Source organism: Epilithonimonas zeae (genome assembly GCF_023278365.1).
Classification (GTDB): Bacteria; Bacteroidota; Bacteroidia; order Flavobacteriales; family Weeksellaceae; genus Epilithonimonas; species Epilithonimonas zeae_A.
This window is the reverse complement of record NZ_CP075338.1, coordinates 1645943-1668569: the sequence shown is the minus strand read 5'-3', so window position 1 is coordinate 1668569 and position 22627 is coordinate 1645943. Positions and strand designations below refer to the sequence as shown.

General features: G+C 35.5%; 21 protein-coding genes. 14 read left to right on the top strand and 7 right to left on the bottom strand.

Going from position 1 to position 22627, the window contains the following annotated elements; genetic code table 11:
- Nucleotides 1-66: 66 nt before the first annotated feature.
- Nucleotides 67-456 (bottom strand): hypothetical protein, encoded by a 390-nt coding sequence (locus tag KI430_RS07415; protein WP_248877692.1) that lies wholly within the window; start codon nucleotides 454-456, stop codon nucleotides 67-69.
- A gap of 420 nt (nucleotides 457-876) precedes the next feature.
- Between KI430_RS07415 and gyrB the strand changes: the two genes are divergently transcribed.
- From gyrB to KI430_RS07395, 4 genes are all read left to right on the top strand, one after another.
- Nucleotides 877-2811 carry a DNA topoisomerase (ATP-hydrolyzing) subunit B gene (gene gyrB, locus KI430_RS07410; protein ID WP_248877690.1) on the top strand — a complete coding sequence of 645 codons (1935 nt, stop codon included), beginning with the start codon at nucleotides 877-879 and terminating at the stop codon, nucleotides 2809-2811.
- Nucleotides 2812-3124: 313 nt separating this feature from the next.
- The gene (locus tag KI430_RS07405) at nucleotides 3125-3910 is read left to right on the top strand and encodes an RsiV family protein (RefSeq protein WP_248877689.1); all 786 of its coding nucleotides are present in this window, start codon (nucleotides 3125-3127) and stop codon (nucleotides 3908-3910) included.
- Between the two features lie 2 nt (nucleotides 3911-3912).
- Complete coding sequence (locus KI430_RS07400; RefSeq protein ID WP_248877687.1) at nucleotides 3913-4362, top strand: DUF6526 family protein; 450 nt, start codon at nucleotides 3913-3915, stop codon at nucleotides 4360-4362.
- 103 nt (nucleotides 4363-4465) lie between these two features.
- Nucleotides 4466-5314 (top strand): diacylglycerol/lipid kinase family protein, encoded by an 849-nt coding sequence (locus KI430_RS07395; RefSeq protein ID WP_248877685.1) that lies wholly within the window; start codon nucleotides 4466-4468, stop codon nucleotides 5312-5314.
- Nucleotides 5315-5317: 3 nt separating this feature from the next.
- Here the strand turns inward: KI430_RS07395 and KI430_RS07390 are convergent, their stop codons facing one another.
- Entirely contained in the window at nucleotides 5318-5890 is a 573-nt protein-coding gene (locus tag KI430_RS07390) for a hypothetical protein (protein WP_248877683.1), read from the bottom strand.
- Between the two features lie 120 nt (nucleotides 5891-6010).
- On the opposite strand from KI430_RS07390, the gene KI430_RS07385 reads away from it, so the two are divergent.
- The 8 genes from KI430_RS07385 (at nucleotide 6011) to KI430_RS07350 (ending at nucleotide 14024) form a co-directional block, all read left to right on the top strand.
- Nucleotides 6011-7225, top strand: a complete 1215-nt coding sequence (locus KI430_RS07385) for an HD domain-containing protein (protein ID WP_248877681.1) — start codon at nucleotides 6011-6013, stop codon at nucleotides 7223-7225.
- Between the two features lie 73 nt (nucleotides 7226-7298).
- Entirely contained in the window at nucleotides 7299-8318 is a 1020-nt protein-coding gene (gene lpxD, locus KI430_RS07380; RefSeq protein ID WP_248877679.1) for a UDP-3-O-(3-hydroxymyristoyl)glucosamine N-acyltransferase, read from the top strand.
- Nucleotides 8319-8366: 48 nt separating this feature from the next.
- Entirely contained in the window at nucleotides 8367-9761 is a 1395-nt protein-coding gene (locus tag KI430_RS07375; RefSeq protein ID WP_248877677.1) for a bifunctional UDP-3-O-[3-hydroxymyristoyl] N-acetylglucosamine deacetylase/3-hydroxyacyl-ACP dehydratase, read from the top strand.
- A 3-nt stretch (nucleotides 9762-9764) separates the two neighbouring features.
- Entirely contained in the window at nucleotides 9765-10553 is a 789-nt protein-coding gene (gene lpxA, locus KI430_RS07370; protein WP_248877675.1) for an acyl-ACP--UDP-N-acetylglucosamine O-acyltransferase, read from the top strand.
- Nucleotides 10554-10583: 30 nt separating this feature from the next.
- Nucleotides 10584-11147, top strand: coding sequence for an elongation factor P (gene efp / locus KI430_RS07365; RefSeq protein ID WP_027384968.1), 564 nt, complete (start codon nucleotides 10584-10586; stop codon nucleotides 11145-11147).
- A 225-nt stretch (nucleotides 11148-11372) separates the two neighbouring features.
- Nucleotides 11373-12275, top strand: coding sequence for an LpxD N-terminal domain-containing protein (locus KI430_RS07360; RefSeq protein WP_248877658.1), 903 nt, complete (start codon nucleotides 11373-11375; stop codon nucleotides 12273-12275).
- A 109-nt stretch (nucleotides 12276-12384) separates the two neighbouring features.
- On the top strand, nucleotides 12385-13257 hold the full coding sequence (gene sucD, locus KI430_RS07355; RefSeq protein WP_248877657.1) for a succinate--CoA ligase subunit alpha: 873 nt from the start codon (nucleotides 12385-12387) through the stop codon (nucleotides 13255-13257).
- A 107-nt stretch (nucleotides 13258-13364) separates the two neighbouring features.
- The gene (locus KI430_RS07350; protein WP_248877655.1) at nucleotides 13365-14024 is read left to right on the top strand and encodes a porin family protein; all 660 of its coding nucleotides are present in this window, start codon (nucleotides 13365-13367) and stop codon (nucleotides 14022-14024) included.
- Nucleotides 14025-14058: 34 nt separating this feature from the next.
- On the opposite strand, the gene recA is transcribed toward KI430_RS07350, so the two are convergent.
- Nucleotides 14059-15060, bottom strand: coding sequence for a recombinase RecA (gene recA, locus KI430_RS07345; RefSeq protein WP_074233359.1), 1002 nt, complete (start codon nucleotides 15058-15060; stop codon nucleotides 14059-14061).
- A gap of 173 nt (nucleotides 15061-15233) precedes the next feature.
- Between recA and KI430_RS07340 the strand changes: the two genes are divergently transcribed.
- Nucleotides 15234-17723, top strand: a complete 2490-nt coding sequence (locus KI430_RS07340; protein WP_248877654.1) for a T9SS type A sorting domain-containing protein — start codon at nucleotides 15234-15236, stop codon at nucleotides 17721-17723.
- A gap of 141 nt (nucleotides 17724-17864) precedes the next feature.
- Here KI430_RS07340 and gap read toward each other — a convergent pair whose 3' ends face one another.
- Complete coding sequence (gene gap / locus KI430_RS07335; protein WP_248877652.1) at nucleotides 17865-18869, bottom strand: type I glyceraldehyde-3-phosphate dehydrogenase; 1005 nt, start codon at nucleotides 18867-18869, stop codon at nucleotides 17865-17867.
- Between the two features lie 54 nt (nucleotides 18870-18923).
- Complete coding sequence (gene pfkA, locus KI430_RS07330; RefSeq protein WP_248877643.1) at nucleotides 18924-19910, bottom strand: 6-phosphofructokinase; 987 nt, start codon at nucleotides 19908-19910, stop codon at nucleotides 18924-18926.
- Between the two features lie 205 nt (nucleotides 19911-20115).
- On the opposite strand from pfkA, the gene KI430_RS07325 reads away from it, so the two are divergent.
- Complete coding sequence (locus KI430_RS07325; protein ID WP_248877626.1) at nucleotides 20116-21042, top strand: malate dehydrogenase; 927 nt, start codon at nucleotides 20116-20118, stop codon at nucleotides 21040-21042.
- A gap of 67 nt (nucleotides 21043-21109) precedes the next feature.
- On the opposite strand, the gene KI430_RS07320 is transcribed toward KI430_RS07325, so the two are convergent.
- Together KI430_RS07320 and KI430_RS07315 are read right to left on the bottom strand one after the other, a co-directional pair.
- A complete protein-coding gene (locus tag KI430_RS07320; protein ID WP_248877623.1) occupies nucleotides 21110-21670 on the bottom strand; it encodes a hypothetical protein in 561 nt (186 codons plus the stop codon).
- Between the two features lie 40 nt (nucleotides 21671-21710).
- A complete protein-coding gene (locus tag KI430_RS07315; RefSeq protein WP_248877622.1) occupies nucleotides 21711-22619 on the bottom strand; it encodes an NAD(P)/FAD-dependent oxidoreductase in 909 nt (302 codons plus the stop codon).
- Nucleotides 22620-22627: the final 8 nt, after the last annotated feature.

The following is a 22627-nucleotide window of genomic DNA, read 5'->3' as shown; positions in this document are numbered from 1 at the left end:
TTCTAAAGTTGCAAGTAAAAAAGCGAGTCCAAATTTTGGACTCGCTTATGTTTTATAGAAGTGCAATTATTTGCCTGATGCGGCATTTGTCATATCCTGCGCTAATTTTGTGTAATAGTCTGTCCAAAGTTTTTGATCTTCGGCAGTCATTTTAGCCAATGCGGTTTGCGATTTAGTAGCCCATTCCTGTGCTTTTGCAGAGAGTTCCTGGATTTTCTTTGCATCTTGAGCTTTGCTTGCTGCTATCATATCTTTAACGTAAGTGTTGTACTCCTCTGCAAATTTTGTGATTTCAGGGTCGCTGAATTTTGGAACATCAGAAGATTCAACTACATCAGTTGCTTTTTCGGCGGCTTTTTCAGTTGCAGCAGCTTCTGTCGTTTTAGTTTCTTCTTTTTTACAAGAGCTTAGTGTTAGTGCTAAAAAAGCACCTAAAATAAAAATTGATTTTTTCATGAAAATTGATTTTTGTTTAGTTTTATAAAAGTAATTATTTTATTTAACTGACCAACTGTTTAATGGGTAAATTAATGTAAATCAGATTCTTTGCTGTAATTTTAAATTGTGAATTAATGTCATCTAAAACCTAATTATTGTCTAAGTTGTAATGGTATTAAACTATGATTAAATTTGGAAAATAAGTAATGCAGTATTTGTTATTCAAAAATAATTTCATTTTTCTTCAGAATTTTTAGTTTTCAGTTTTACATCCCTGTTAAAAACTTATCTTTTTCGACTCATTTCAATCCTTTCATATCTCATTTTTTTTAACGATATTTGTAAGCTTTAATAAAATAATTAACAGAAAAATAACAAGAAAAATTCTCAAGCTAACTATTTGAAAATTTGAGTTTTATATCTTGAATCTTTTACAATATGAGTCAAAAACAATATACAGCAAGTAGTATTCAGGCATTGGAAGGAATGGAGCACGTTCGTATGCGTCCTTCGATGTACATTGGTGATGTAGGAGTCAGAGGTCTCCACCATTTGGTTTATGAAGTAGTGGATAACTCTATCGATGAAGCCTTGGCAGGATATTGTGATACGATTACTGTCGCGATAAAAGAAGGGAACGCCGTAGAAGTTATGGACAACGGTCGTGGTATTCCTGTCGATTTTCACGAGAAAGAACAGAAATCTGCATTAGAGGTTGTAATGACCAAAATCGGAGCTGGTGGTAAGTTCGATAAGGATTCTTACAAAGTTTCCGGAGGTCTTCACGGAGTTGGGGTTTCGTGTGTTAACGCACTTTCCAACGAGATGATCACTACCGTTTACAGAGACGGAAACGTTTATCAGCAGGTTTATTCCAGAGGAAAGGCGCAAACCGGCGTTGAAGAAATAGGACATAGTGATAAAAGAGGAACAAAACAGTTTTTCCAACCGGATGATTCTATTTTTACTGAATTAGTTTACAACTACGATACATTGGCGAACCGTCTTAGAGAGTTGGCATATCTTAATAAAGGGATCACTATTACTTTATCGGACGAAAGAGAAAAATTGGAAGATGGGACTTTCAGAACAGAAGTTTTCCATTCGGAAGGTGGATTGAAAGAATTCGTTGAGTATATCGATGGAAACCGTGAGTCTATTATGGAGAATGTAATCTTTATGGAAGGCGAACGCGATGATATTCCTGTTGAGGTGGCGATGCGTTATAATACGTCTTTCAATGAGAATCTTCACTCTTATGTTAATAATATCAACACTCACGAAGGAGGAACGCACTTGGCAGGTTTCAGAAGAGCTTTAACAAGAACTCTTAAGAAATATGCCGATGAATTAGGACTTCCTGCAAAAGAAAAAGTTGAAGTTACTGGAGACGATTTCCGTGAAGGTTTGACCGCCGTGATTTCTGTAAAAGTAATGGAACCTCAGTTCGAAGGTCAGACCAAAACAAAATTGGGTAACTCGGAGGTTTCCGGAGCGGTTGATAAAATCGTTGGAGAAATGTTGACCAATTTCTTGGAAGAAAATCCTGCTGAAGCTAAGATCATCGTTCAGAAAGTTGTTTTGGCTGCGAAAGCTAGACAAGCAGCAAAGAAAGCAAGAGAGATGGTTCAGAGAAAATCTCCTATGGGAGGTTCTGGATTGCCAGGGAAGTTATCAGATTGTTCATCTAAAGACCCAGCTGAATCAGAATTATTCCTTGTGGAGGGAGATTCCGCAGGTGGAACGGCTAAACAAGGTCGTGACCGTCATTTCCAAGCGATTTTGCCTTTAAGAGGTAAGATTTTGAACGTGGAGAAATCTATGGTTCATAAAGTTTATGATAACGAGGAAATCAAGAATATCTACACAGCACTTGGTGTTTCTGTAGGAACAGAAGAAGATTCTAAAGCTTTGAATTTAACTAAACTAAGATATCACAAAATCGTAATTATGACCGATGCTGATATCGATGGTTCTCACATTTCGACTTTGATTTTGACATTCTTCTTCAGATATATGAAAGAACTGATTGAGAACGGATACATTTATATCGCTTCTCCGCCATTATACTTATTGAAAAAAGGAAACAAAAAAGTGTATGCTTGGAACGAGAAAGAGCGTGAGCAGACCACTTTGGAAATGTCTCCGGACGGAAAAGGAGTAGAGGTACAGCGTTACAAAGGTCTTGGAGAGATGAATCCTGAACAGCTCTGGGAAACAACTCTAAACCCTGAAAACAGAATCTTGAAGCAAGTAACGATTGACAATGCAGTAGAAGCAGATTCTACCTTCTCTATGTTGATGGGCGATGAAGTGCCACCGAGAAGAGAATTTATAGAGAAAAATGCAGTTTACGCAAGAATTGATGCTTAAGACAAATTTATAAATCAAACCTTCCAATTTTGGAAGGTTTTTTGTTAGGTACCAAACTCTGTAATTTCTGAAATAATTTTTGGGCAGCTATTTCCGCCTTTCGCTCCCAATCTTATTTGCAGAACATTTCAGATTAAATACAACTTGAAGAATAAGCAAAAAAGGATTTCCGCTCAAGCCTAACGAAGTGGTTCATCGATTCAAATAATAAAAATAAGAATTGGAGATAAGTCGGGCTGCTGGGATTCGATGTTTGAAAAAGCTGTATCTTCAAGTCGTTAAAATAGTTAAATCACCAATTTAAAATAAACCTATGAAAAACCTAATCACAATTCTATCTTTCGGGATTCTGCTTTTCTCTTGTAATAAGAAGGAAACTCAAGGAACTTCAACCTCAAAATCCGACAGTACACAGACTAAAAAAGAATTCGTTGTAGATTCTATCCAAGTTCAGGATTCTTTGCAGGTCGCAAAAACTTTGACTTTATCTTTCGAAAAACAAGTTCTGATATTTCCCGCTATTACTAACAAAACTATTTTGGATAGTATTTATAAACCAGCGAATATCACTTCTGCAGATTACTCCAAGAAAACTTTGACGCAAGTTCTTGAAAAGTTCAAAACAGAATCTTTGAAAAAAGATGAATCGCAGGATTATACGCCCGAATATAAACAGACTTGGGAAGAAGCTTCTGCTATGAAAGTTGTTTCTCATCAGAATGATATTTTGACATTGCAATATTCCGGAAGCGGTTATTCCGGGGGCGCACACGGTTATTATTTTGAAGCCTACAAAACCTTCGATTTGAAAAATAATAAAGTGATTTCTCAAGCTGATATTTTCAAAAATCCTACAGATGCAAATTGGGACAAAATTCTGAAAAATCATTTCGATGAACCTGAGCAAAAAGATATGCTCTTGGTAGATAAAATTGAACTGAATAATAATTTCTTTTTCGACCAGAATAAAATCACACTTGCATACAATCAATATGAGATTACGGCTTATGCGGCGGGCGTAGTTTACATCACTTTAAATTTCAAAGATATTAAAGATCAATTGAAACCGGAGTTTATCAAACAATATAATATCAAGTAAAAATGAGTCGTCAAAATTTGAAGAATCACAGGAAATATTATCCTTTGCATCATTTTGTTTTCTATCCGGTTTCATTAGTTCTGCTGATAGTTTCTTTATTTCAAGTTTTCAAAAATATCAATCATAATAGTTCTTTTGTAATGATTTGGAGCGCAATTTCAGCCGTTGTAGTTTTGATGATTGTCTTGTCTTTTATGCTTCGTCAACATTATGCTTTGGGACTTCAGGACCGATTGATTATTAATGAATTCAAATTCCGATATTTTGCTCTGACGGGGAATAGATTGGAAAACTCAACTTATCACTTTTCCGATGCTCAGATTTTTGCGCTCAGATTTGCAGAAGATGAAGATTTGATGGAAGTGATGCATCAAACTGCGCAAAATGATTGGTCATCATCAAAAGTCAAGCAGAATATCAAAAACTGGAAGGCGGACGATAAAAGAATTTAGAAATTTTAAAATCCTCCGAGAGTTTCAGGCTGAAGCTCTTGAAGCCTCACAAATAAATTAAAAAAATACTCTGAAATCTTCAGAGTATTTTTATTTTTGGAAAATGAAGTTTGCTTTCATCATCAATCCTTATTCTGCAAAGAAAAACTATCAGCCTTTTTTGGATAGCCTGTCCAGAAAAGTTGAAAATCCAATCTATATCGTTTCTAAATCCTTGGAGGATACAGATGATTTCATCAGAAAATATTGGAATGATGTGGATATTTTTGTGGCTGTTGGTGGTGACGGAACAATTTCTGTTGTAGCACAAAAGCTTATTAATACAGATAAAATTCTAGCTGTTTTTCCGGCAGGTTCGGGAAATGGATTCTCCAATGAGACCAATTTCAACAAAAATATTTCGGTTCTTTTAGAAAAATTAGACCAGAAAAAATTCCGAAGTATTGATACGTTTATGGTGAATAATCAATTTTCAATCAATGTTTCAGGAACTGGATTTGATGGAAAAGTGGTAAAAGAATTTGAAAAAACAACCCGTGGTTTCAAGAATTATATCAAGGTTTCTATCAAAACTTTTTTCAATTACAAGCCAATAAAAATCAAATTTTTAGAAGAAAACTACAAACAATACAACGGCAAATATCTGATGCTGAATATTGCCAACACGCGCCAATTTGGAAACAACGCATATATTGCACCGATGGCGAGTAAAAGTGATGGTTTGGTAGATTTAGTTTTTGTTAAGAAATTCCCTTTGACTTATTCGCCGTTTTTTGCTTTTAGAATGTTTACCAAACGTTTAAAAGATGATGATTATGTCACTTATCTTCCGGTTTCAGAAATCGAATTCAAAGTGAATACAAAAACCTGGCATATTGATGGCGAATTCAAAAAAATCAAATCGCCGATTTCCATTAAGGTTTTGCCCAAGAGTTTACGGATTTTAGTTTGAAAATTATTGATTTAGTATAACTTTAAGTTTTTTATAATCTCCATTTTGTCCAAAATTTTCATCATTAATTTTTGTTCCGATGATGATGTGTTGGTGACAGCTAAAGCAGATTTTTGCAATTCCGATTATTTTTCCTTTATTTTTAAATATCAAAATATCTCTATAAACAGCAATACAGGCATAAGTGGAACTTTCACTAACAGTCTTTTCAATAAATATTTTATCTATTTCAGGAAATTTACTTTTTGGAATTTCTTTTTTATTATAGCCAATTTTATCCATTGATTTCAAGAAATCAATTTGATTTAAATTTTGCGGAAAATTACCAATGATAATATCGTTTTTTAATTTATCAAGCTTTGAATTGCTTTTGTTATTATCTAATTCTATAATATTATTTTCATCAAAATCGATGTGGTAGAAATCAATTTGGTCATAATTAAAATATTTTTGACCATAAACTGGAACAAACATTTTTGCTTTTTCTTCTGTTTTAGAATTATTTAACGGATTTGGAGCTTTTTCACAAGCTATTAAAAACAAGAGCACTATGGCTAAGAAAAAAATTGATTTCATTCTTTTATGGCTTTAGTTATTGAGCTAATATACAAATGAATATTTATTTTCCATTCTATTATTTATTACATAAAACCATTTTAATTTCCTTATTTTTGTATCAATCATCAACTCTAAAAGGTGCAGAATAAACTAAAGATTATCAACGACCCGGTTCACGGTTTTATCAAAATTCCTCACGAGATTTTGTTCGATATTATAGAACATCCTTATTTCCAAAGACTCAGAAGGATTTCACAAACCGGACTTTTATCACTCATATTTCCAGGCGCAAAACATACGAGATTTCATCACGCACTTGGTGCAATGAACCTAATGTTCAAAGCATTGGAAACTTTAAAATTAAAAGGAGTGAAAGTGTCAAAAGAAGAAGAAAAAGCAGCGATGCTGGCGATTTTGCTTCACGATATTGGACACGGCCCGTTCTCGCACGCTTTGGAAAATATGTTGATGGATGATTGGCACCACGAGAAAATTTCGATTTTGCTAATGAACCGACTGAACAAAGAATTTAAAGGAAAGTTGGATTTGGCGATAGAAATGTTCCAAGGGAAATACCATCGTTCTTTCTTCAATCAGTTGATTTCTTCTCAGTTGGATGTGGATAGAATGGATTATTTGAAACGAGACAGCTTTTACACAGGCGTTTCAGAAGGCAGCGTGAATGTCGAGCGAATCATTTCTATGATGAATGTGAGCGATGAAAAATTGGTCATTGATGCAAAAGGAATTTATTCTATAGAAAATTATCTGACTGCCAGAATGTTTATGTATTGGCAGGTTTATTATCATAAGACGGCGGCTTTGGCAGAGCATATTTTGGTTCAGATTCTTAATAGGGCCAAATATTTGGTTTCTCAAAATGTAGATTTGGAAGCGCCTTCTAATTTGAAATACTTCTTAGTTAAAAATAAATTTGACGAGGCCACGGAAGAAGATATCAGAAAATTCACAATGTTGGATGATATGGATGTTTTCCAGGCCATCAAAGTTTGGACGGAAAATGAGGATTTTGTTTTGTCGAAACTTTGCAGAACAGTTATTTACAGAGAATTTCCTAAAAGTATTATTTCATCCAAGCCATTTTCTGAAGATTTTTTGAAACAAAAAGTCGAAAAAGTCAACCAATACTTTAAGATTGAAAATGGAGAAGAATTAGTGGGACAGATTTCTCGTTCGCTTTTGCCGTATGATACAGAAAAACAGCCTATTTATCTGATGGATAAAACAGGAAGTAAATTTAAATTGGAAGAATCTGAAAATCAGATTTTATTCGGATGTATGGAGAATGCGACCAAAAAATATATCATTTATTTTCCACGAGAGATTTTATAATTAAAGTAAAACTGATTTTGATTCGTCATAAAAAATTAAAACTTAATTAATAAAATATTTATCTTTGCAAACTATGGAATTTAGCGCAGAACAAATTGCAGGATTAATAAAAGGGAAAATAATTGGCGACGAAAAGACAGTTATTACAGGGGTTTCGCCGATAGAAAATGGTCAGCAGGGACATTTGTCTTTCGTTGCTCAAAGCCGTTTTTCACATTACATAGATACCACAGACTGTGCAGTGTTGATAGTTTCTGAAAATCTTTTGGAAAACAGAGATTACAAACCTGTGATTATCGCTGTGGAAGATGCCTATCTTTCTTTTCAAATCCTGATGAATCTTTATCAGGAGATGCAAGGCAGAAAAACAGGAATCGAAGCTGGTTCTTTCTTCCACGAAACTGCGAAAGTAGGAGAGGATGTTTACATTGGTGCTTTTACTTATGTTTCAGAAAAAGCTAAAATAGGTGATGGAACCCAGATTTTCCCTCACGTTTATATTGGGAAAGGAGTAGAAATAGGAAAAAATTGCAAAATTGACAGTGGCGCAAGAATATACGATTATTGTGTTATAGGTGATAATTGCGTGATTCATTCCAATACAGTTGTTGGAGGTGATGGATTTGGTTTCCAGCCAACAGCAGAAGGATTTAAGAAAATTCCTCAGTTAGGAAATGTTATCATTGGAGATAATGTAGAAATTGGTTCCAATTGTAGTATAGACCGCGCAACAATTGGTTCTACGGTAATTGGAAAAGGAACTAAGATTGATAATTTAATCCAGATTGCTCACAATGTTCAGATTGGAGAAAATAATGTAATTGCAGCTCAAGCGGGAATTGCTGGTTCCACGGTCATTGGCGATTGGAATCAGATTGGCGGACAGGTAGGAATTGTTGGTCACATCAAGATTGGAAACCAGGTGAAAATCCAGGCTCAGAGTGGTGTGAACTCATCGGCAAAAGATGGCGATACACTTTACGGTTCTCCGGCAATTAATTACAGCGATTATAGAAGAAACTATGTGCATTTCCGTAATTTTACGGACATAGTGAAAAGAATAAACGATTTAGAAAATAAAAAATCAGAGTAAAGGTATCAGGACTAAAGAAGTATTTCTTCCCGCCTCAAAACTAATACAATGAGCGACAAACAAAAAACAATCAAAGAAGACATCAACCTTTCAGGAATAGGTCTTCACACAGGAAAAGAGGTTAATTTGACAATCAAACCGGCGAAAGAAAATACCGGATTTGTATTTGTAAGAACAGACCTAGAGGGACGTCCGCAGGTAGAAGCAGACGTTAATTATGTAACCACCACAGAAAGAGGAACTACTCTGGAGAAGTTAGGTGTCAAAATCCATACTTGCGAACATTTGTTGGCAGCTTTAGTTGGAATGGATATCGATAATGCTATTCTGGAAATGAACAGCGCTGAACCTCCAATTTTAGATGGTTCTTCAAAATATTTTGTTGAAGCTATCGAAAAAGTGGGCGTTTCTGAGCAAGATTTGCCAAGAGAATATTTGGTAGTCAAAGAAGTGATGAATTACGTAGACCCTGCAACTGGCTCTGAATTAACTGTGATTCCTGCTGACGATTACGAGATCACAACAATGGTTGATTTTGGAACCAAAGTTTTGGGAACTCAAAATGCCAGTATGAAAAACCTTGCAGAGTTCAAAGATGAGATTGCTCCTGCTAGAACATTCAGTTTCTTGCACGAGCTAGAACAGCTTTTGGATGCTAATCTGATTAAAGGTGGTGATATCAGCAATGCCATTGTCTATGTTGATAAAGAATTGACACCGGAAACTTTAGAAAAACTGAAAGTTGCTTTCGGTAAAGATGAGGTTTCTATCCGTCCAAATGGTATTCTTGATAATCTTAACCTTAATTTTACCAATGAAGCTGCGAGACATAAATTGCTGGATGTAATTGGTGATTTGGCTTTGGTCGGCGTTAGAATCAAGGGAAGAGTAATTGCTAACAAACCAGGACATTTTGTGAATACACAATTCGCAAAAAAACTAAACAGACAATACAAATTGCAAAAAAGAAAAAACGTTCCGGATTTCGATTTAAAGGCAGAACCTGTTTTCGATATCAATGGGATTATGAGATTATTGCCGCACAGACCTCCGTTTTTGTTGGTAGATAAGATTTTGGAATTGTCCGATACCCACGTAGTTGGACTTAAAAATGTTTCTATGAACGAGCCTTTCTTCGTAGGACATTTCCCAAAAGAACCTGTGATGCCAGGCGTTTTGCAAATCGAGGCAATGGCTCAGGTTGGAGGAATTTTAGTTTTGGCTAATGTTCCGGACCCGGAAAATTACTCTACTTATTTTGTGAAAATGGACAATGTTAAGTTCAAGAAAAAAGTAGTTCCTGGTGACCAGGTAATTTTCAAAATTGAATTAATAGAACCAATCAGAAGAGGAATTGTACATATGCAAGGCTACGGATATGTTGGTGACAGTGTAGTTGTAGAAGCCGAATTGATGGCTCAAGTTGCAAAAACTAAAATATAATTTATGATTCACCAGCTTACTGCGGTAGACCCGCGTGCCAAAATAGGTAAAAACGTAACCGTAGAACCATTCACAACTATTGGAGCGAATGTAACCGTTGGTTCGGATACCTGGATTGGTCCCAACGTTACCATTATGGAAAATGTGAAGATTGGTAAGAATTGTAAAATTTTCCCGGGAACCGTCATTGGAGCTGTTCCACAAGATTTGAAGTTTGATGGCGAAGATACTCAGGTAATCATTGGTGATGGAACTACATTGAGAGAATGTGTTACCATCAACAGAGGAACCAAGGCTCTAGGATATACCAAAGTTGGTAATAATTGCTTGATTATGGCAACTTCCCACATTGCACACGATTGTATTGTTGGGGATAATGTAATTATCGCAAACGGCTGCGGAATCGCAGGTCACGTGGAAATTGGAGATTTCGTAGTAATGGGAGGTCTTTCTGCAGTTCAGCAATTCGGAAAAATCGGGAAGCACGTAATGGTTTCCGGTGGTTCATTGATTAGAAAAGATATTCCGCCTTATGTAAAAGTAGCTAGAGAACCTATTTCTTACGCAGGGATCAATTCTGTTGGATTGAGAAGAAGAGGCTTTACCAATGATAAAATCTTCGAAATTCAAAAAATCTACAGAGCAATTTTCCAAATGAAAATGAATACAACCCAAGCGATTGAATTCATCGAAAAAGAAATGCTTCCAACAGTAGAGAGAGACGAGATTATCACCTTCATCCAAAACTCTCCAAGAGGTATCGTGAAAGGGTACGGCTCTGGAAAAGAATAATTTAAAATAATATAAGTTTATATATAACTAATGGCAACAAGTAACGATATCAGAAAAGGACTTTGCATAGAATTCAGCAACGATATTTTCAAAGTAATCGAATTTCTACACGTAAAACCAGGTAAAGGTCCTGCTTTCGTTAGAACAAAATTAAAATCTGTAACCAACGGAAAAGTATTGGATAATACATTCTCTGCAGGTCACAAAATCGACGAAGTAAAGGTTATCACAAGAAAATTCCAATATCTTTATGATGATGAGAATGGTTTCCACTTTATGAACAACGAAGATTTCTCACAGCTTTATCTTAACAAAGAAATGATCGAGAACTCTAACTTGATGAAAGCTGGAGAAGAGGTAACCATCATCCTGAAAGAAGCGGACGAAACGCCACTTTCTGCGGAACTTCCTCAGTCGGTTTACTTAGAAGTTATCGAAGCTGATCCAGGTGTGAAAGGAAACACAGCAACCAACGCTTTGAAGAATGCCATAGTAGAAACAGGCGCAAGAGTAATGGTTCCTTTGTTCATCGAACCAGGTGACAAAATCAAAATCAGCACAGAAGACGGCTCTTACTTGGAAAGAGTAAAATAAATTATAACAGGAAGCTGGAAGCATTAAGTTTTCCAGCTTTCGTTTTTTTATGGCAGCTTTTCCGCCTTCCGCTCCCAATCTTTTTTGCAGAAGATTTTAAATTCAATAGAACTTTTGTACAAGCAAAAAAGGATTTCCGCTCAAGTCGGGCTGCGTGCAATTCGTCATTGTAAAAATAACCGAACTGCAGTCTAAAATCAAATGTTTAAATTATAACATCTAGTTATGACTTTCAATCAACCACAAACACTCAAAGTTATTGCAGATATCATTGGTGCAAAATATATCGGAGACGAGAATTTTCCGGTTCTTGGAACCAATGAGATTCATATGATAAAACCGGGCGAAATTGTTTTCGTCAATCATCCCAAATATTACGATAAAGCCCTTAATTCTGCTGCAACCATCATTCTTATTGACAAAGAAGTAGAATGTCCGGAAGGTAAAGCACTTTTGGTTTCTGATGACCCTTTTAGAGACTTTAATAAAATCAATACACATTTCACCAGAATCTCCAATTTCAAAGAAGAACTTCACGATTTGGAAGTTGGAGATGGGACGTCCATTCATCCATCGGCTGTGATTGGGAATGATGTTAGAATTGGAAAAAACTGTCATATCTTCCCGAATGTTGTGATTGGCGACAGAACTGTGATTGGCGATAATGTTGTGATTCAGTCCAATACTGTGATTGGTGGCGATGCTTTCTATTACAGAAAACTGAATGGTAATTTTGATAGATTGATTTCTGTAGGAAATGTTGTCATAGAAAATAATGTGGAAATCGGTAACAGTTGTACAATCGATAGAGGTGTAACAGATTCTACCGTGATAGGAGAGGGAAGTATCATTGATAATCAAATCCAGATTGGTCATGACACAGTGATTGGTAAAAGATGTCTGATAGCTTCACAAACCGGAATTGCAGGATGTTGCATCATCGGTGACGAAGTGACAATGTGGGGGCAAGTTGGTATTGCTTCTGGCTTAACGATTGAATCTGGAACTGTCCTGCTTGCTCAAGTTGGTGTTAACAGAAATCTTAAAAAAGGAACTTATTTCGGACCAATTGCAGAAGAATTCAGAGATTATCTCAGAAAAGAAGTGAAAGTCAAAAATCTGAAGTAAATCATATTTTAAATCTTCAAAAAATATCTAATTCCAAGAAATCTTTGAATTATTATCGTTATTTTTGCGAGTAACAAAAGTTTATAAAATCAATAAATTATAATAAAAAATGTCAATATTAGTAAACAAAGATTCTAAAGTTATCGTACAAGGATTTACAGGTAACGAAGGTACTTTCCACGCAGGTCAGATGATCGATTACGGCACCAACGTAGTTGGAGGTGTAACTCCGGGAAAAGGAGGAACTGAGCATCTTGGTAAGCCAGTTTTCAATTCAGTTTCAGAAGCTGTAGAAAAAGCGGGCGCTAATGTGAGTATTATCTTCGTACCGCCGGCATTTGCTGCAGATGCTGTGATGGAAGCTGCTGAAGCTGGTATCAAAGTAATCGTTTGTATTACAGAAGGTATTCCTGTTGCTGATATGGTAAAAGTAAAAGATTATATCCAAGACAGAGATGTTCGTTTGATCGGTCCAAACTGTCCTGGTATCATCACTTCTGACGAAGCTAAAATCGGGATTATGCCAGGTTTCGTTTTCAAAAAAGGAAAAGTAGGTATCGTTTCAAAATCCGGAACTTTAACTTACGAAGCTGCTGACCAAGTGGTGAAAGCTGGTTTCGGAGTTTCTACAGCTATCGGAATTGGTGGAGACCCAATTATCGGAACTACTACAAAAGAAGCTTTGGAATTGTTTATCAATGACCCAGAAACAGAAGCGGTTGTAATGATTGGAGAAATCGGTGGTTCTTTGGAAGCTGAGGCTGCAAGATGGTACAAAGCGAGTGGTTCTACAAAACCAGTTGTAGGTTTCATTGCCGGACAAACTGCGCCAAAAGGTAGAACAATGGGACACGCTGGAGCTATTGTAGGTGGAGATGATGATACTGCACAAGCAAAAATGGCAATTATGAGAGAAAACGGAATCCACGTTGTAGATTCTCCTGCAGAAATCGGTAAAACTGTTGCTGCTGTTTTAGCATAAGCTAAATTGATAAGATTACCTTATTAAAATATATTTTGAGAAGCTCCGACAGAGCTTCTCATTTTTTTTATTTAAATTTGAAACAGAAAATTTATAAACACACGATTATGAAAAAAATCCTTTTCGGATCTCTACTGTTGATGTCATTTTTTTCTCAGGCACAGATAGATTTTAGGTCGACTGAATTTGGTCTTGTGGCTGGAGGTACTTATTCCAGAGTCAGAAATGCACATAATCCTTCAGGAGCCAGGATTTCTGTTTTAGGAGGTATTACAGCTCAAGTACCGATTGGTATTAGTGAGCAATATTATATCCAGGCAGAAGCTTTATATTTTGGTGCAGGAGAAGGCGGTGACAGAAAGTACGAAGATGCTAAAGGTTGGGAGCACGCAGTATACGCTAATAATTATTTAAGTGTTCCAATTAATTTTAAGGTTTATTTTTCTGAAGCAGAATCTGAATTTTATGGATTGATGGGACCAAGGTTTAATTTCTTGGTCAATCAAAAAATAAAAAATTCAGCAAAGGTCTCTTATGAGACTGATAGCTATGGAAAAGCTAATTCATTTAATTTAGGTTTGGGAGCGGGTGTTGGTTTCAGTTATAAACGTCAATTGGAAATAGCTCTTAAGTATGATATTGGATTGTCTGATGCATATCCGGATTTGAAAAATTCTCCTGAAGAAATTCTTACAAGAGATCCTAGCGTCGCTAAGAAAAAATCAGAACAAGTTATAAGTCTAGGACTGACTTATTTATTCAAATAAAAAAAGGCTGTGATTTTCACAGCCTTTTTTCGTATTATTTTTGTTTAATCAATTCCTTGATTTTGTTTTCAATCTCTTCGGATAATTCTGGATTATCTTTTAAGACTTCTTTTACAGCATCACGGCCTTGTCCTAATTTGGTATCCTCATAACTAAACCAAGATCCACTCTTTTTAACTACAGCCAAATCTACTGCGGTATCCAAAATTTCTCCAACTTTAGACACACCTTCTCCATACATAATGTCGAATTCTGCCATTTTGAAAGGAGGAGCTACTTTGTTTTTGACAACTTTCACTTTTACTCTGCTTCCTACAGCTTCATCACCATTTTTGATTGGTGCACTTGCTTTTCTGATATCGATTCTTACAGAAGCATAGAATTTAAGCGCGTTTCCACCGGTGGTAGTTTCAGGATTACCAAACATTACTCCGATTTTTTCACGAAGTTGATTAATAAAAATTACAGTACATTTTGTTCTGTTGATGGTCGCAGTCAATTTTCTTAAAGCCTGAGACATCAATCTTGCATGAAGCCCCATTTTGGAATCTCCCATTTCACCTTCGATCTCAGCTTTTGGAGTCAAGGCAGCAACAGAGTCAATAACAACAATGTCAATTGCTCCGGATCTGATCAGGTTATCAGCAATTTCTAATGCCTGCTCTCCATTATCAGGTTGAGAAATGATTAAGTTTTCAAGATCAATTCCCAATTTTGCAGCATAGTTTCTGTCGAAAGCGTGCTCTGCATCTATGAAAGCAGCAATTCCACCAGCCTTTTGAGCTTCTGCAATTGCGTGAAGTGTAAGGGTTGTTTTACCAGAAGATTCAGGGCCATAGATTTCGATGATTCTTCCTCTTGGATAACCACCTACGCCTAAAGCTAAATCAATTCCCAAAGATCCTGAAGGAATTACTTCAATCGTTGTGTCTACAGAATCCTCACCCAAGGTCATTACAGTTCCTTTTCCGTAGGTTTTATCTAGTTTTTCCAGCACCAGTTGCAGTGCTTTTTTCTTATCGTCGTTTGTACTCATTATATCAAAAAATTATTCTCAAAAATAATCATTTTAATCTTCAAAGCCTAATTTTTTTATAGTATAAAAATTCAAGGTTAGTTGATTGAAATTAAAAAATCTTTAATATGAAAAAACGAATAATATGATAAAATATCCAAATTATCATTTAAATTTGTGGATATTTTTTAAGAATGAAAAAAAGTTTATTAATTATATTTTCTTTTCTCTTATTTATTGTTTCTGCGCAACAACCTGGTGGTTTAGATATATCTTTTAATTCTTCAGACTCAGGATTTGGTTATGGAGATGGAGCCAATAATTATTTGAAAGATATTATTCTCCAATCTGATGGCAAAATTATCATAGGCGGAGATTTTTCAACTTTTAATAGTAACACAGCCAAATCTTTGGCAAGGGTTAATACTGATGGTAGTTTTGATGATACTTTTATTGGTATGGGATCCAATGGTTATGTTTCATCTTTTGTAACGCAGACGGATGGAAAAATAATTGTCTGTGGTAGTTTTACAACTTTTGATGGTGTTGCAAAGAACAGAATTGTAAGACTTAATTCTAATGGAAGTACTGATACAAGTTTTACAATTGGTACAGGAGCAGACGGAGTTATAGAATGTGTGATGGTTCAAAACGATGGAAAGATTTTGATTGGAGGACAGTTTACAAAATTCAATGGAATAGATAGAAAATATTTAGCCAGATTGAATGCAGATGGATCATTAGATCCTGATTTTGATACAAGCTCTGGTTTCAATTCTCATGTCTATTCTTTGGGTATTCAATCGGATGGAAGGATTTTGGTAGGCGGAAATTTCACAAGCTATAAACTTAATTCAAAAAACTATTTTGTAAGACTAAATTCTGATGCAAGTATTGATGAATCGTTTTTAACAACAGGAACCAATAATATTGTTTATAAAGTATTAATCTCCAATGAAGACAAAATTTTCTTAGGCGGAAAGTTTACAAAATATAATAATGTTACTAAAAATTCTTTCGTAAAGCTAAATACTGATGGTAGTATTGATGAGAGTTTTACAATTGGGTCAGGTGCTAATAATATTGTTAGAGATATTGTGATCCTTAATGATAATAAAATCGTGTTAGCTGGCGACTTTGTAGTTTACAATGGAATAGCAAGAAACTATATTGTTAAAATTAATGAAAACGGGACGTTGGATTCTACATTTAATCCGGGAAAGGGTTTTGGAGGTGCTACAACAAGTATTCTTCAACAATCTGACGGAAAATTAATTATTGGAGGTGCATTTCCGGTTTATAACAATAATACTAAACGCTACATCGCAAGAATCAATTTAGACGGAAGTATTGATAAGTCTTTCAACCCTGGGAATGGAGCTGATGCTACTATAAGATCAATAGCAGTTCAAGTAGATAAAAAAATGGTAATTGCTGGTAGTTTCAATAGCTATAATGATAATTTGAATAATCGAATTGCCAGACTTGATGTTGATGGCAATATTGATAATTCTTTACAAACTGGAAGCGGTGCAGATCAATTGATCCGAAGTGTTGCAGTACAAAACGATGATAAAATAATTGTTGGCGGTGATTTCCTAACCTATAATAACCTCAACAAATCTTATTTGGTAAGACTTAATCCTACAGGAAGTTTGGATGATAGTTTTAATATCGGTTATGGACCTACAGATCCTGTGAGAGATATTCTTGTTCAACCAGACGGGAAGATTTTGGTTTGTGGAGATTTTACTGTTTTTAATACCAAGGTTGCAAACCGTATTATTCGACTGAATGTAGATGGAACTATTGATACTAGTTTTCTGCCTTTGAGTGGGAGTAATGGTAGTATCTATTCTATGAAACTTCAATCCAACGATAAGATTGTTGTTGTTGGAAGCTTTACAACTTATGATGGTATTGCTAGAAACAGAATTGCCAGATTAAATTCTGACGGGACGCTGGATACCACTTTTGCTGTTGGAACTGGGGCTAACAATACAGTAAGTAGTATATTGATTCATGAAGATGGTAAAATTATAATTGGTGGCAATTTTACAACGTTTGCTGGTGTTTCTTCAACTAGAATTGCAAGACTGAATGCTAATGGTAGTAGAGATACAACATTTATAAATGGAGCTGGAGCTAATGCGTCTGTGGAAACTTTAGCGTTTGAAGGCAATGGAAAAATCCTGATAGGAGGTAGTTTTACCAAATTTAATAATATCAATAGAAATTATATTGCCAGACTTAAGGCTGACGGAACTTTGGATGATACATTCAACAAAACTGAAAGTGGTGCTAATAAACCTATCTATAAAATCATTAATCAGGATGATAAATTTATTGCGGTTGGGGATTTTACATCTTATAATGGAATTGGAAGAAACCGAATTACAAGAATTTTTGGAGGAGAAGAAGAACACTTAGTTATAAATAACCTTAATGATATTTCTAAAGTTAGAATCTATCCTAATCCAACATCAGATAAATTATTTATTTCATCATCAATAGACTTACTTAAATATGAAATATATGATTTTTCAGGACAAAAGCTTTTAGATAAGTTTTTTGATAATCAAATGAAAAATATAGAAGTTAATCATCTGAGAAAAGGAACTTATATTCTGAATTTAGTAGATAAAAAGCAAAAAATTCAAACTGTAAAATTCATAATAGAATAAATTATGGAAAATGTTTATTAGAATGCTTTTTTGTTCCGAATATTACGAAAGCTTTATTCAAAGAAACCTATCTTACTATTTCGAAACAATAAAAAACCTCTGAAAAATTCAGAGGTTTTTTTATTTTATTTCAACTTCAGATTATAGAGAAGCTGAGTGAACAAGCATATCTGCTAATTTGTTAGAATAACCCCACTCGTTATCGTACCAAGATACTAATTTAACGAAAGTTGGATTCAACATAATTCCAGCTTCTTTATCGAAGATAGAAGTTCTTGCATCGCTTACGAAATCCTGAGAAACTACAGCATCTTCTGTGTAACCAAGAATTCCTTTCAATTCACCTTCAGATGCAGCCTTGATAGCAGCACAGATTTCTTCGTAAGAAGTTGGTTTGTCCAATTTCACAGTAAGGTCCACTACAGAAACGTCAGCAGTTGGAACTCTGAAAGACATACCAGTTAATTTTCCGTTAAGAGAAGGGATTACTTTTCCTACCGCTTTTGCAGCACCTGTAGAAGAAGGGATGATGTTGTTCAATGCAGATCTACCACCTCTCCAGTCTTTTGCAGACGGTCCATCTACAGTTTTCTGAGTAGCAGTAGTTGCGTGTACAGTTGTCATAAGACCTTCAGCGATACCAAAGTTATCGTGGATTACTTTTGCCAATGGCGCAAGACAGTTTGTTGTACAAGATGCGTTTGAGAAGATTTTGATATCGTCTGTCAGCTCTTTATGGTTTACACCCATAACGAACATTGGCGTATCATCTTTTGAAGGAGCAGAAAGAATCACTTTTTTAGCACCAGCGTTGATGTGAGCCTGAGCAGAATCTTTAGATAAGAATAATCCTGTAGATTCTACGATATATTCTGCACCAATCTCATTCCATTTTAGGTTGTTAGGATCTTTCTCAGCTGTTACACGGATCGTTTTTCCGTTGACTACAAGGTTGTTTCCTTGTACTGATACTTCTCCTTTGAACGGTCCGTGAACTGAATCGTATTTTAGCATATAAGCCATGTATTCAGCATCGATAAGGTCATTGATACCTACAACTTCGATGTTTGATCTTTCAGTCATTGCTCTGAACACTAAACGTCCAATTCTCCCGAATCCGTTAATTCCTACTTTAATTGTTGACATATTATTTAAAATATTAAGGTTTTTTTTGTTAATATAAATTTACGAAAAAAAGACCTACATCGCAAGTATTTCAGCGATTTTCAGTAAGTCTTTATCGATTTCGTTATGTTTTTTGATGGCTTCTTCTATCGGTGTATATACAATTTTGTTAGACTGCATTCCAACCATTACTTTATTTTTGCCTTCCATCAGTCCGATAACAGCGCCATAGCCAAGATGACTAGCCAAAACTCTGTCTGCACAGCTAGGCGAACCACCTCTTTGGATATGTCCAAGAATGGTTACTCTGATATCATAGTTAGGGAATTTTTCTTTTGTTGCTTTGGCAAGGTCATAGATGTTTCCAAGCTCTTCACCTTCTGCAACTACAACGATGCTGGATGACTTACCAACTTTTTCGGCTGTTTCGAAAGTTTCAAAAAGATCATCTAAGCTATCTTTTCTTTCGGGAATCAAGATATCAAGAGCTCCTGTTGCAATTCCGCTGTTAAGTGCGATGAAACCAGCATCTCTACCCATTACTTCTACGAAGAAAACTCTGTTGTGGGAAGTCGCAGTATCACGGATTTTATCAATAGCATCCATTGCTGTGTTAAGTGCTGTATCGTAACCAATGGTTTTATCAGTCCCGAAGATATCATTATCGATAGTTCCCGGAACACCAATGACTTTGATTCCGAACTCTTCGTTGAAAACTTTTGCACCAGTGAAACTTCCGTCTCCACCTATACAAACAATTGCATCAATTCCTAATTTCTGACATTGTTCGTATGCTTTTTTTCTGCCTTCCGGCGTCATAAATTCTTTAGATCTTGCAGACTTTAGAATTGTTCCTCCTTGATTGATTATATTTTTTACGGAACGCGGTCCCATTTTTGTAACATCACCAGCAATAAGACCATTGTAACCTTCACGGATACCATAACAGTCTATATTGAAATGATTTGCTGTTCTTACAACTGCTCTAAGTGCGGCATTCATCCCCGGCGCATCGCCTCCAGAAGTCAGAACCGCAATAGATTTAATGTTGTTTTCTGACATATTTTTAATTTTTTTCAAAGCAAATTTACGAAATATCAATCACATTTTAGCCCTACTATTGTCTTAGTTGGATAAAATATATCATATCTTGACAGAATTAATAATATGGCAATATGACAAAAATCAAACTTAATATGATTAACAAAATAATTAAGTTTATTATATTTACGACAAGACAAAATTTAAACTAAATAAAAAATACATTATGAAAGTTACCGTAGTTGGAGCTGGTGCAGTAGGAGCAAGCTGTGCAGAATATATCGCGATGAAAGACTTCGCTTCAGAAGTTGTTTTGGTGGATATCAAGGAAGGATTTGCAGAAGGAAAAGCAATGGATTTGATGCAGACAGCTTCCCTTAATGGTTTCGATACCAAAATCACAGGTACTACCGCAGATTATTCTAAGACTGCAGGTTCAAAAGTAGCGGTGATCACTTCCGGGATTCCTAGAAAACCAGGAATGACAAGAGAAGAACTAATTGGAATCAATGCTGGGATTGTAAAAGAAGTAACAGAAAACTTAGTAAAACATTCGCCAGATGTCATCATCATTGTGGTTTCTAACCCGATGGATACAATGGCTTATTTGGTTCACAAAACCTCAGGACTTCCAAAGGAAAGAATTATCGGAATGGGAGGTGCTTTGGACTCAGCGAGATTCAAATACAGATTAGCGGAAGCGTTGGAAAGTCCAATTTCTGATGTTGACGGAATGGTAATCGCTGCGCATTCTGATACAGGAATGTTACCACTATTCAGCAAAGCAACAAGAAACGGTGTCCCGGTTTCTGAATTCTTGACTGATGAGCAAAGAGCTTCTGTGATCGAAGAAACTAAAGTTGGCGGCGCTACATTGACAAAATTGTTAGGAACTTCTGCTTGGTATGCACCAGGTGCGGCTGTTTCTGTAATGGTTCAGTCTATTCTTTGTGACCAAAAGAAAATGATTCCTTGCTCATTGATGCTTGAGGGAGAGTATGGACAGAATGATATCTGTCTTGGTGTTCCAGCGATCATTGGGAAAAATGGTGTTGAGAAAATCGTAAACATCACTTTGACTGTTGAAGAGCAATTGAAATTTGCTGAAGCAGCACAAGCTGTAAGAGAAGTTAACGGAGATCTTAAGTTCTAATCTTAAGATTCCAGATAAATTAAAACCATCTCAATTTGAGATGGTTTTTGTTTTTAATTAATTTCAGTTATCCTTGAAAATCGCCACAATCGTGTTCTTCAAATTTTTCTAACAGGCTTTCCTGAGTATAAAATTCTGAGATTCTCATATTTTTGAATTCAGGTTTTTGACCTTCAATTTTAAGTTGATAAATAGGTTCGTTTTCAACTTGAGTAAAAATAAAAGTAGATTCCGGCGTTTTGATTTTCAAGCTATTGCCGTTTTTTTCATAACTGAAATCCTTATAGCTGTGGACATTCTTCTCATCACAAAGTTCCACAATATCAAAACTCTTTTTATTAATTTTAAAGACAGCCAGGTCGCAAGAATAACAAACACCACCGAACTCTATTCCGTATTTTTTGAAGACATCTTTCTGTTTAGAGTCTTTAATTTCAATCGGTGTAAGTTTACTGTATTCTGATAAGTTGATCGTTGGTTCTTCTTTTGAATTTGTTTTTTCTGCAGCTTTTAATTCTGTTTTGTTGTCAGAATTGGTTACTGGATTTTCAATTGTTGCTTTTTTGTCCTTATTGCAAGAAAATGTGAAAGCTATAAAAACTGCGATAAATAAAAATGTATTTTTCATTCAATATTGTTTGAATCCAAATTTACACAAATGTCCCAAACTAAAAACCTTCATTTGTCAATTCCATATTAACCATCGCACCTGTGAGATTGCCTGTGTAAACAGCATTGGCAACGGAACGCATCGGACAGGAGTTATCACCACAGGCAAAAATTCCGGGAATAGTTGTTTTTTGCAAGTTATCAATTTTAATATGTCCGTGTTCAGTAAATTCACAACCCAAAGCACCGGGAATATCAGAATGTTGTTTAAAATGAAATGCACCATAAACTGCATCGAAATTCAGTTTTTCGCCATCTGATAAAATCAAATTTTCTATATATCCGTTCTGATGCTTTATTTCATCTATTTGTGTTTCGATGATGTTGATGTTATTTTGTTTCAGTTTTTGAGTTTGTTCTTCCGAGAATTCGGCTTTTCCTCTAGTCAGAATTGTCAAATCCTTGGTTAGGTTATTAACTAATGAAGCGATATGAAAACCGCGGTCGCCGTTAGCAATAATTCCGGTTTTCTTAGTTCTGAATTCGTAGCCGTGACAGTAAGGGCAATGGATTAAAGAAATTCCCCAGCAATCCCAAAATCCTTTGATATTAGGAACATCATCTACAATTCCTGTTGCAAAAATGAGTTTCTTAGCTTCGAATACTTCACCTCGTTTTGTTCTGATTTCAAATCCATTTTCTGTCTTCTTGCCTTCTGTTGCGAGTCCTTCATAAAACTCAACAGTATCATATTTTTTTACTTGTTCTTTTGCGATGGTTGAAATTTCTTTCGGCGTTTTTCCATCCTGCGTCAGAAAATTGTGAGAATGCGGCGTCTGGATATTACAAGGTTTTCCACTATCGATGACCAAAACTTTTCTCAATGACCTTCCCAAAGACATTGCTGCAGAAAGACCTGCATAACTTCCGCCAACTATGATGACATCGAATGAATTTTCCTGTTTCATATTTTGAA

Excerpts from the sequence above, each read along its gene's own strand:
- KI430_RS07415 (WP_248877692.1), bottom strand. The coding sequence starts at position 456 with ATGAAAAAATCAATTTTTATTTTAGGTGCTTTTTTAGCACTAACACTA.
- gyrB (WP_248877690.1), top strand. The coding sequence starts at position 877 with ATGAGTCAAAAACAATATACAGCAAGTAGTATTCAGGCATTGGAAGGA.
- KI430_RS07405 (WP_248877689.1), top strand. The coding sequence starts at position 3,125 with ATGAAAAACCTAATCACAATTCTATCTTTCGGGATTCTGCTTTTCTCT.
- KI430_RS07400 (WP_248877687.1), top strand. The coding sequence starts at position 3,913 with ATGAGTCGTCAAAATTTGAAGAATCACAGGAAATATTATCCTTTGCAT.
- KI430_RS07395 (WP_248877685.1), top strand. The coding sequence starts at position 4,466 with ATGAAGTTTGCTTTCATCATCAATCCTTATTCTGCAAAGAAAAACTAT.
- KI430_RS07390 (WP_248877683.1), bottom strand. The coding sequence starts at position 5,890 with ATGAAATCAATTTTTTTCTTAGCCATAGTGCTCTTGTTTTTAATAGCT.
- lpxD (WP_248877679.1), top strand. The coding sequence starts at position 7,299 with ATGGAATTTAGCGCAGAACAAATTGCAGGATTAATAAAAGGGAAAATA.
- KI430_RS07375 (WP_248877677.1), top strand. The coding sequence starts at position 8,367 with ATGAGCGACAAACAAAAAACAATCAAAGAAGACATCAACCTTTCAGGA.
- lpxA (WP_248877675.1), top strand. The coding sequence starts at position 9,765 with ATGATTCACCAGCTTACTGCGGTAGACCCGCGTGCCAAAATAGGTAAA.
- efp (WP_027384968.1), top strand. The coding sequence starts at position 10,584 with ATGGCAACAAGTAACGATATCAGAAAAGGACTTTGCATAGAATTCAGC.
- KI430_RS07360 (WP_248877658.1), top strand. The coding sequence starts at position 11,373 with ATGACTTTCAATCAACCACAAACACTCAAAGTTATTGCAGATATCATT.
- sucD (WP_248877657.1), top strand. The coding sequence starts at position 12,385 with ATGTCAATATTAGTAAACAAAGATTCTAAAGTTATCGTACAAGGATTT.
- KI430_RS07350 (WP_248877655.1), top strand. The coding sequence starts at position 13,365 with ATGAAAAAAATCCTTTTCGGATCTCTACTGTTGATGTCATTTTTTTCT.
- recA (WP_074233359.1), bottom strand. The coding sequence starts at position 15,060 with ATGAGTACAAACGACGATAAGAAAAAAGCACTGCAACTGGTGCTGGAA.
- KI430_RS07340 (WP_248877654.1), top strand. The coding sequence starts at position 15,234 with ATGAAAAAAAGTTTATTAATTATATTTTCTTTTCTCTTATTTATTGTT.
- gap (WP_248877652.1), bottom strand. The coding sequence starts at position 18,869 with ATGTCAACAATTAAAGTAGGAATTAACGGATTCGGGAGAATTGGACGT.
- pfkA (WP_248877643.1), bottom strand. The coding sequence starts at position 19,910 with ATGTCAGAAAACAACATTAAATCTATTGCGGTTCTGACTTCTGGAGGC.
- KI430_RS07325 (WP_248877626.1), top strand. The coding sequence starts at position 20,116 with ATGAAAGTTACCGTAGTTGGAGCTGGTGCAGTAGGAGCAAGCTGTGCA.
- KI430_RS07320 (WP_248877623.1), bottom strand. The coding sequence starts at position 21,670 with ATGAAAAATACATTTTTATTTATCGCAGTTTTTATAGCTTTCACATTT.
- KI430_RS07315 (WP_248877622.1), bottom strand. The coding sequence starts at position 22,619 with ATGAAACAGGAAAATTCATTCGATGTCATCATAGTTGGCGGAAGTTAT.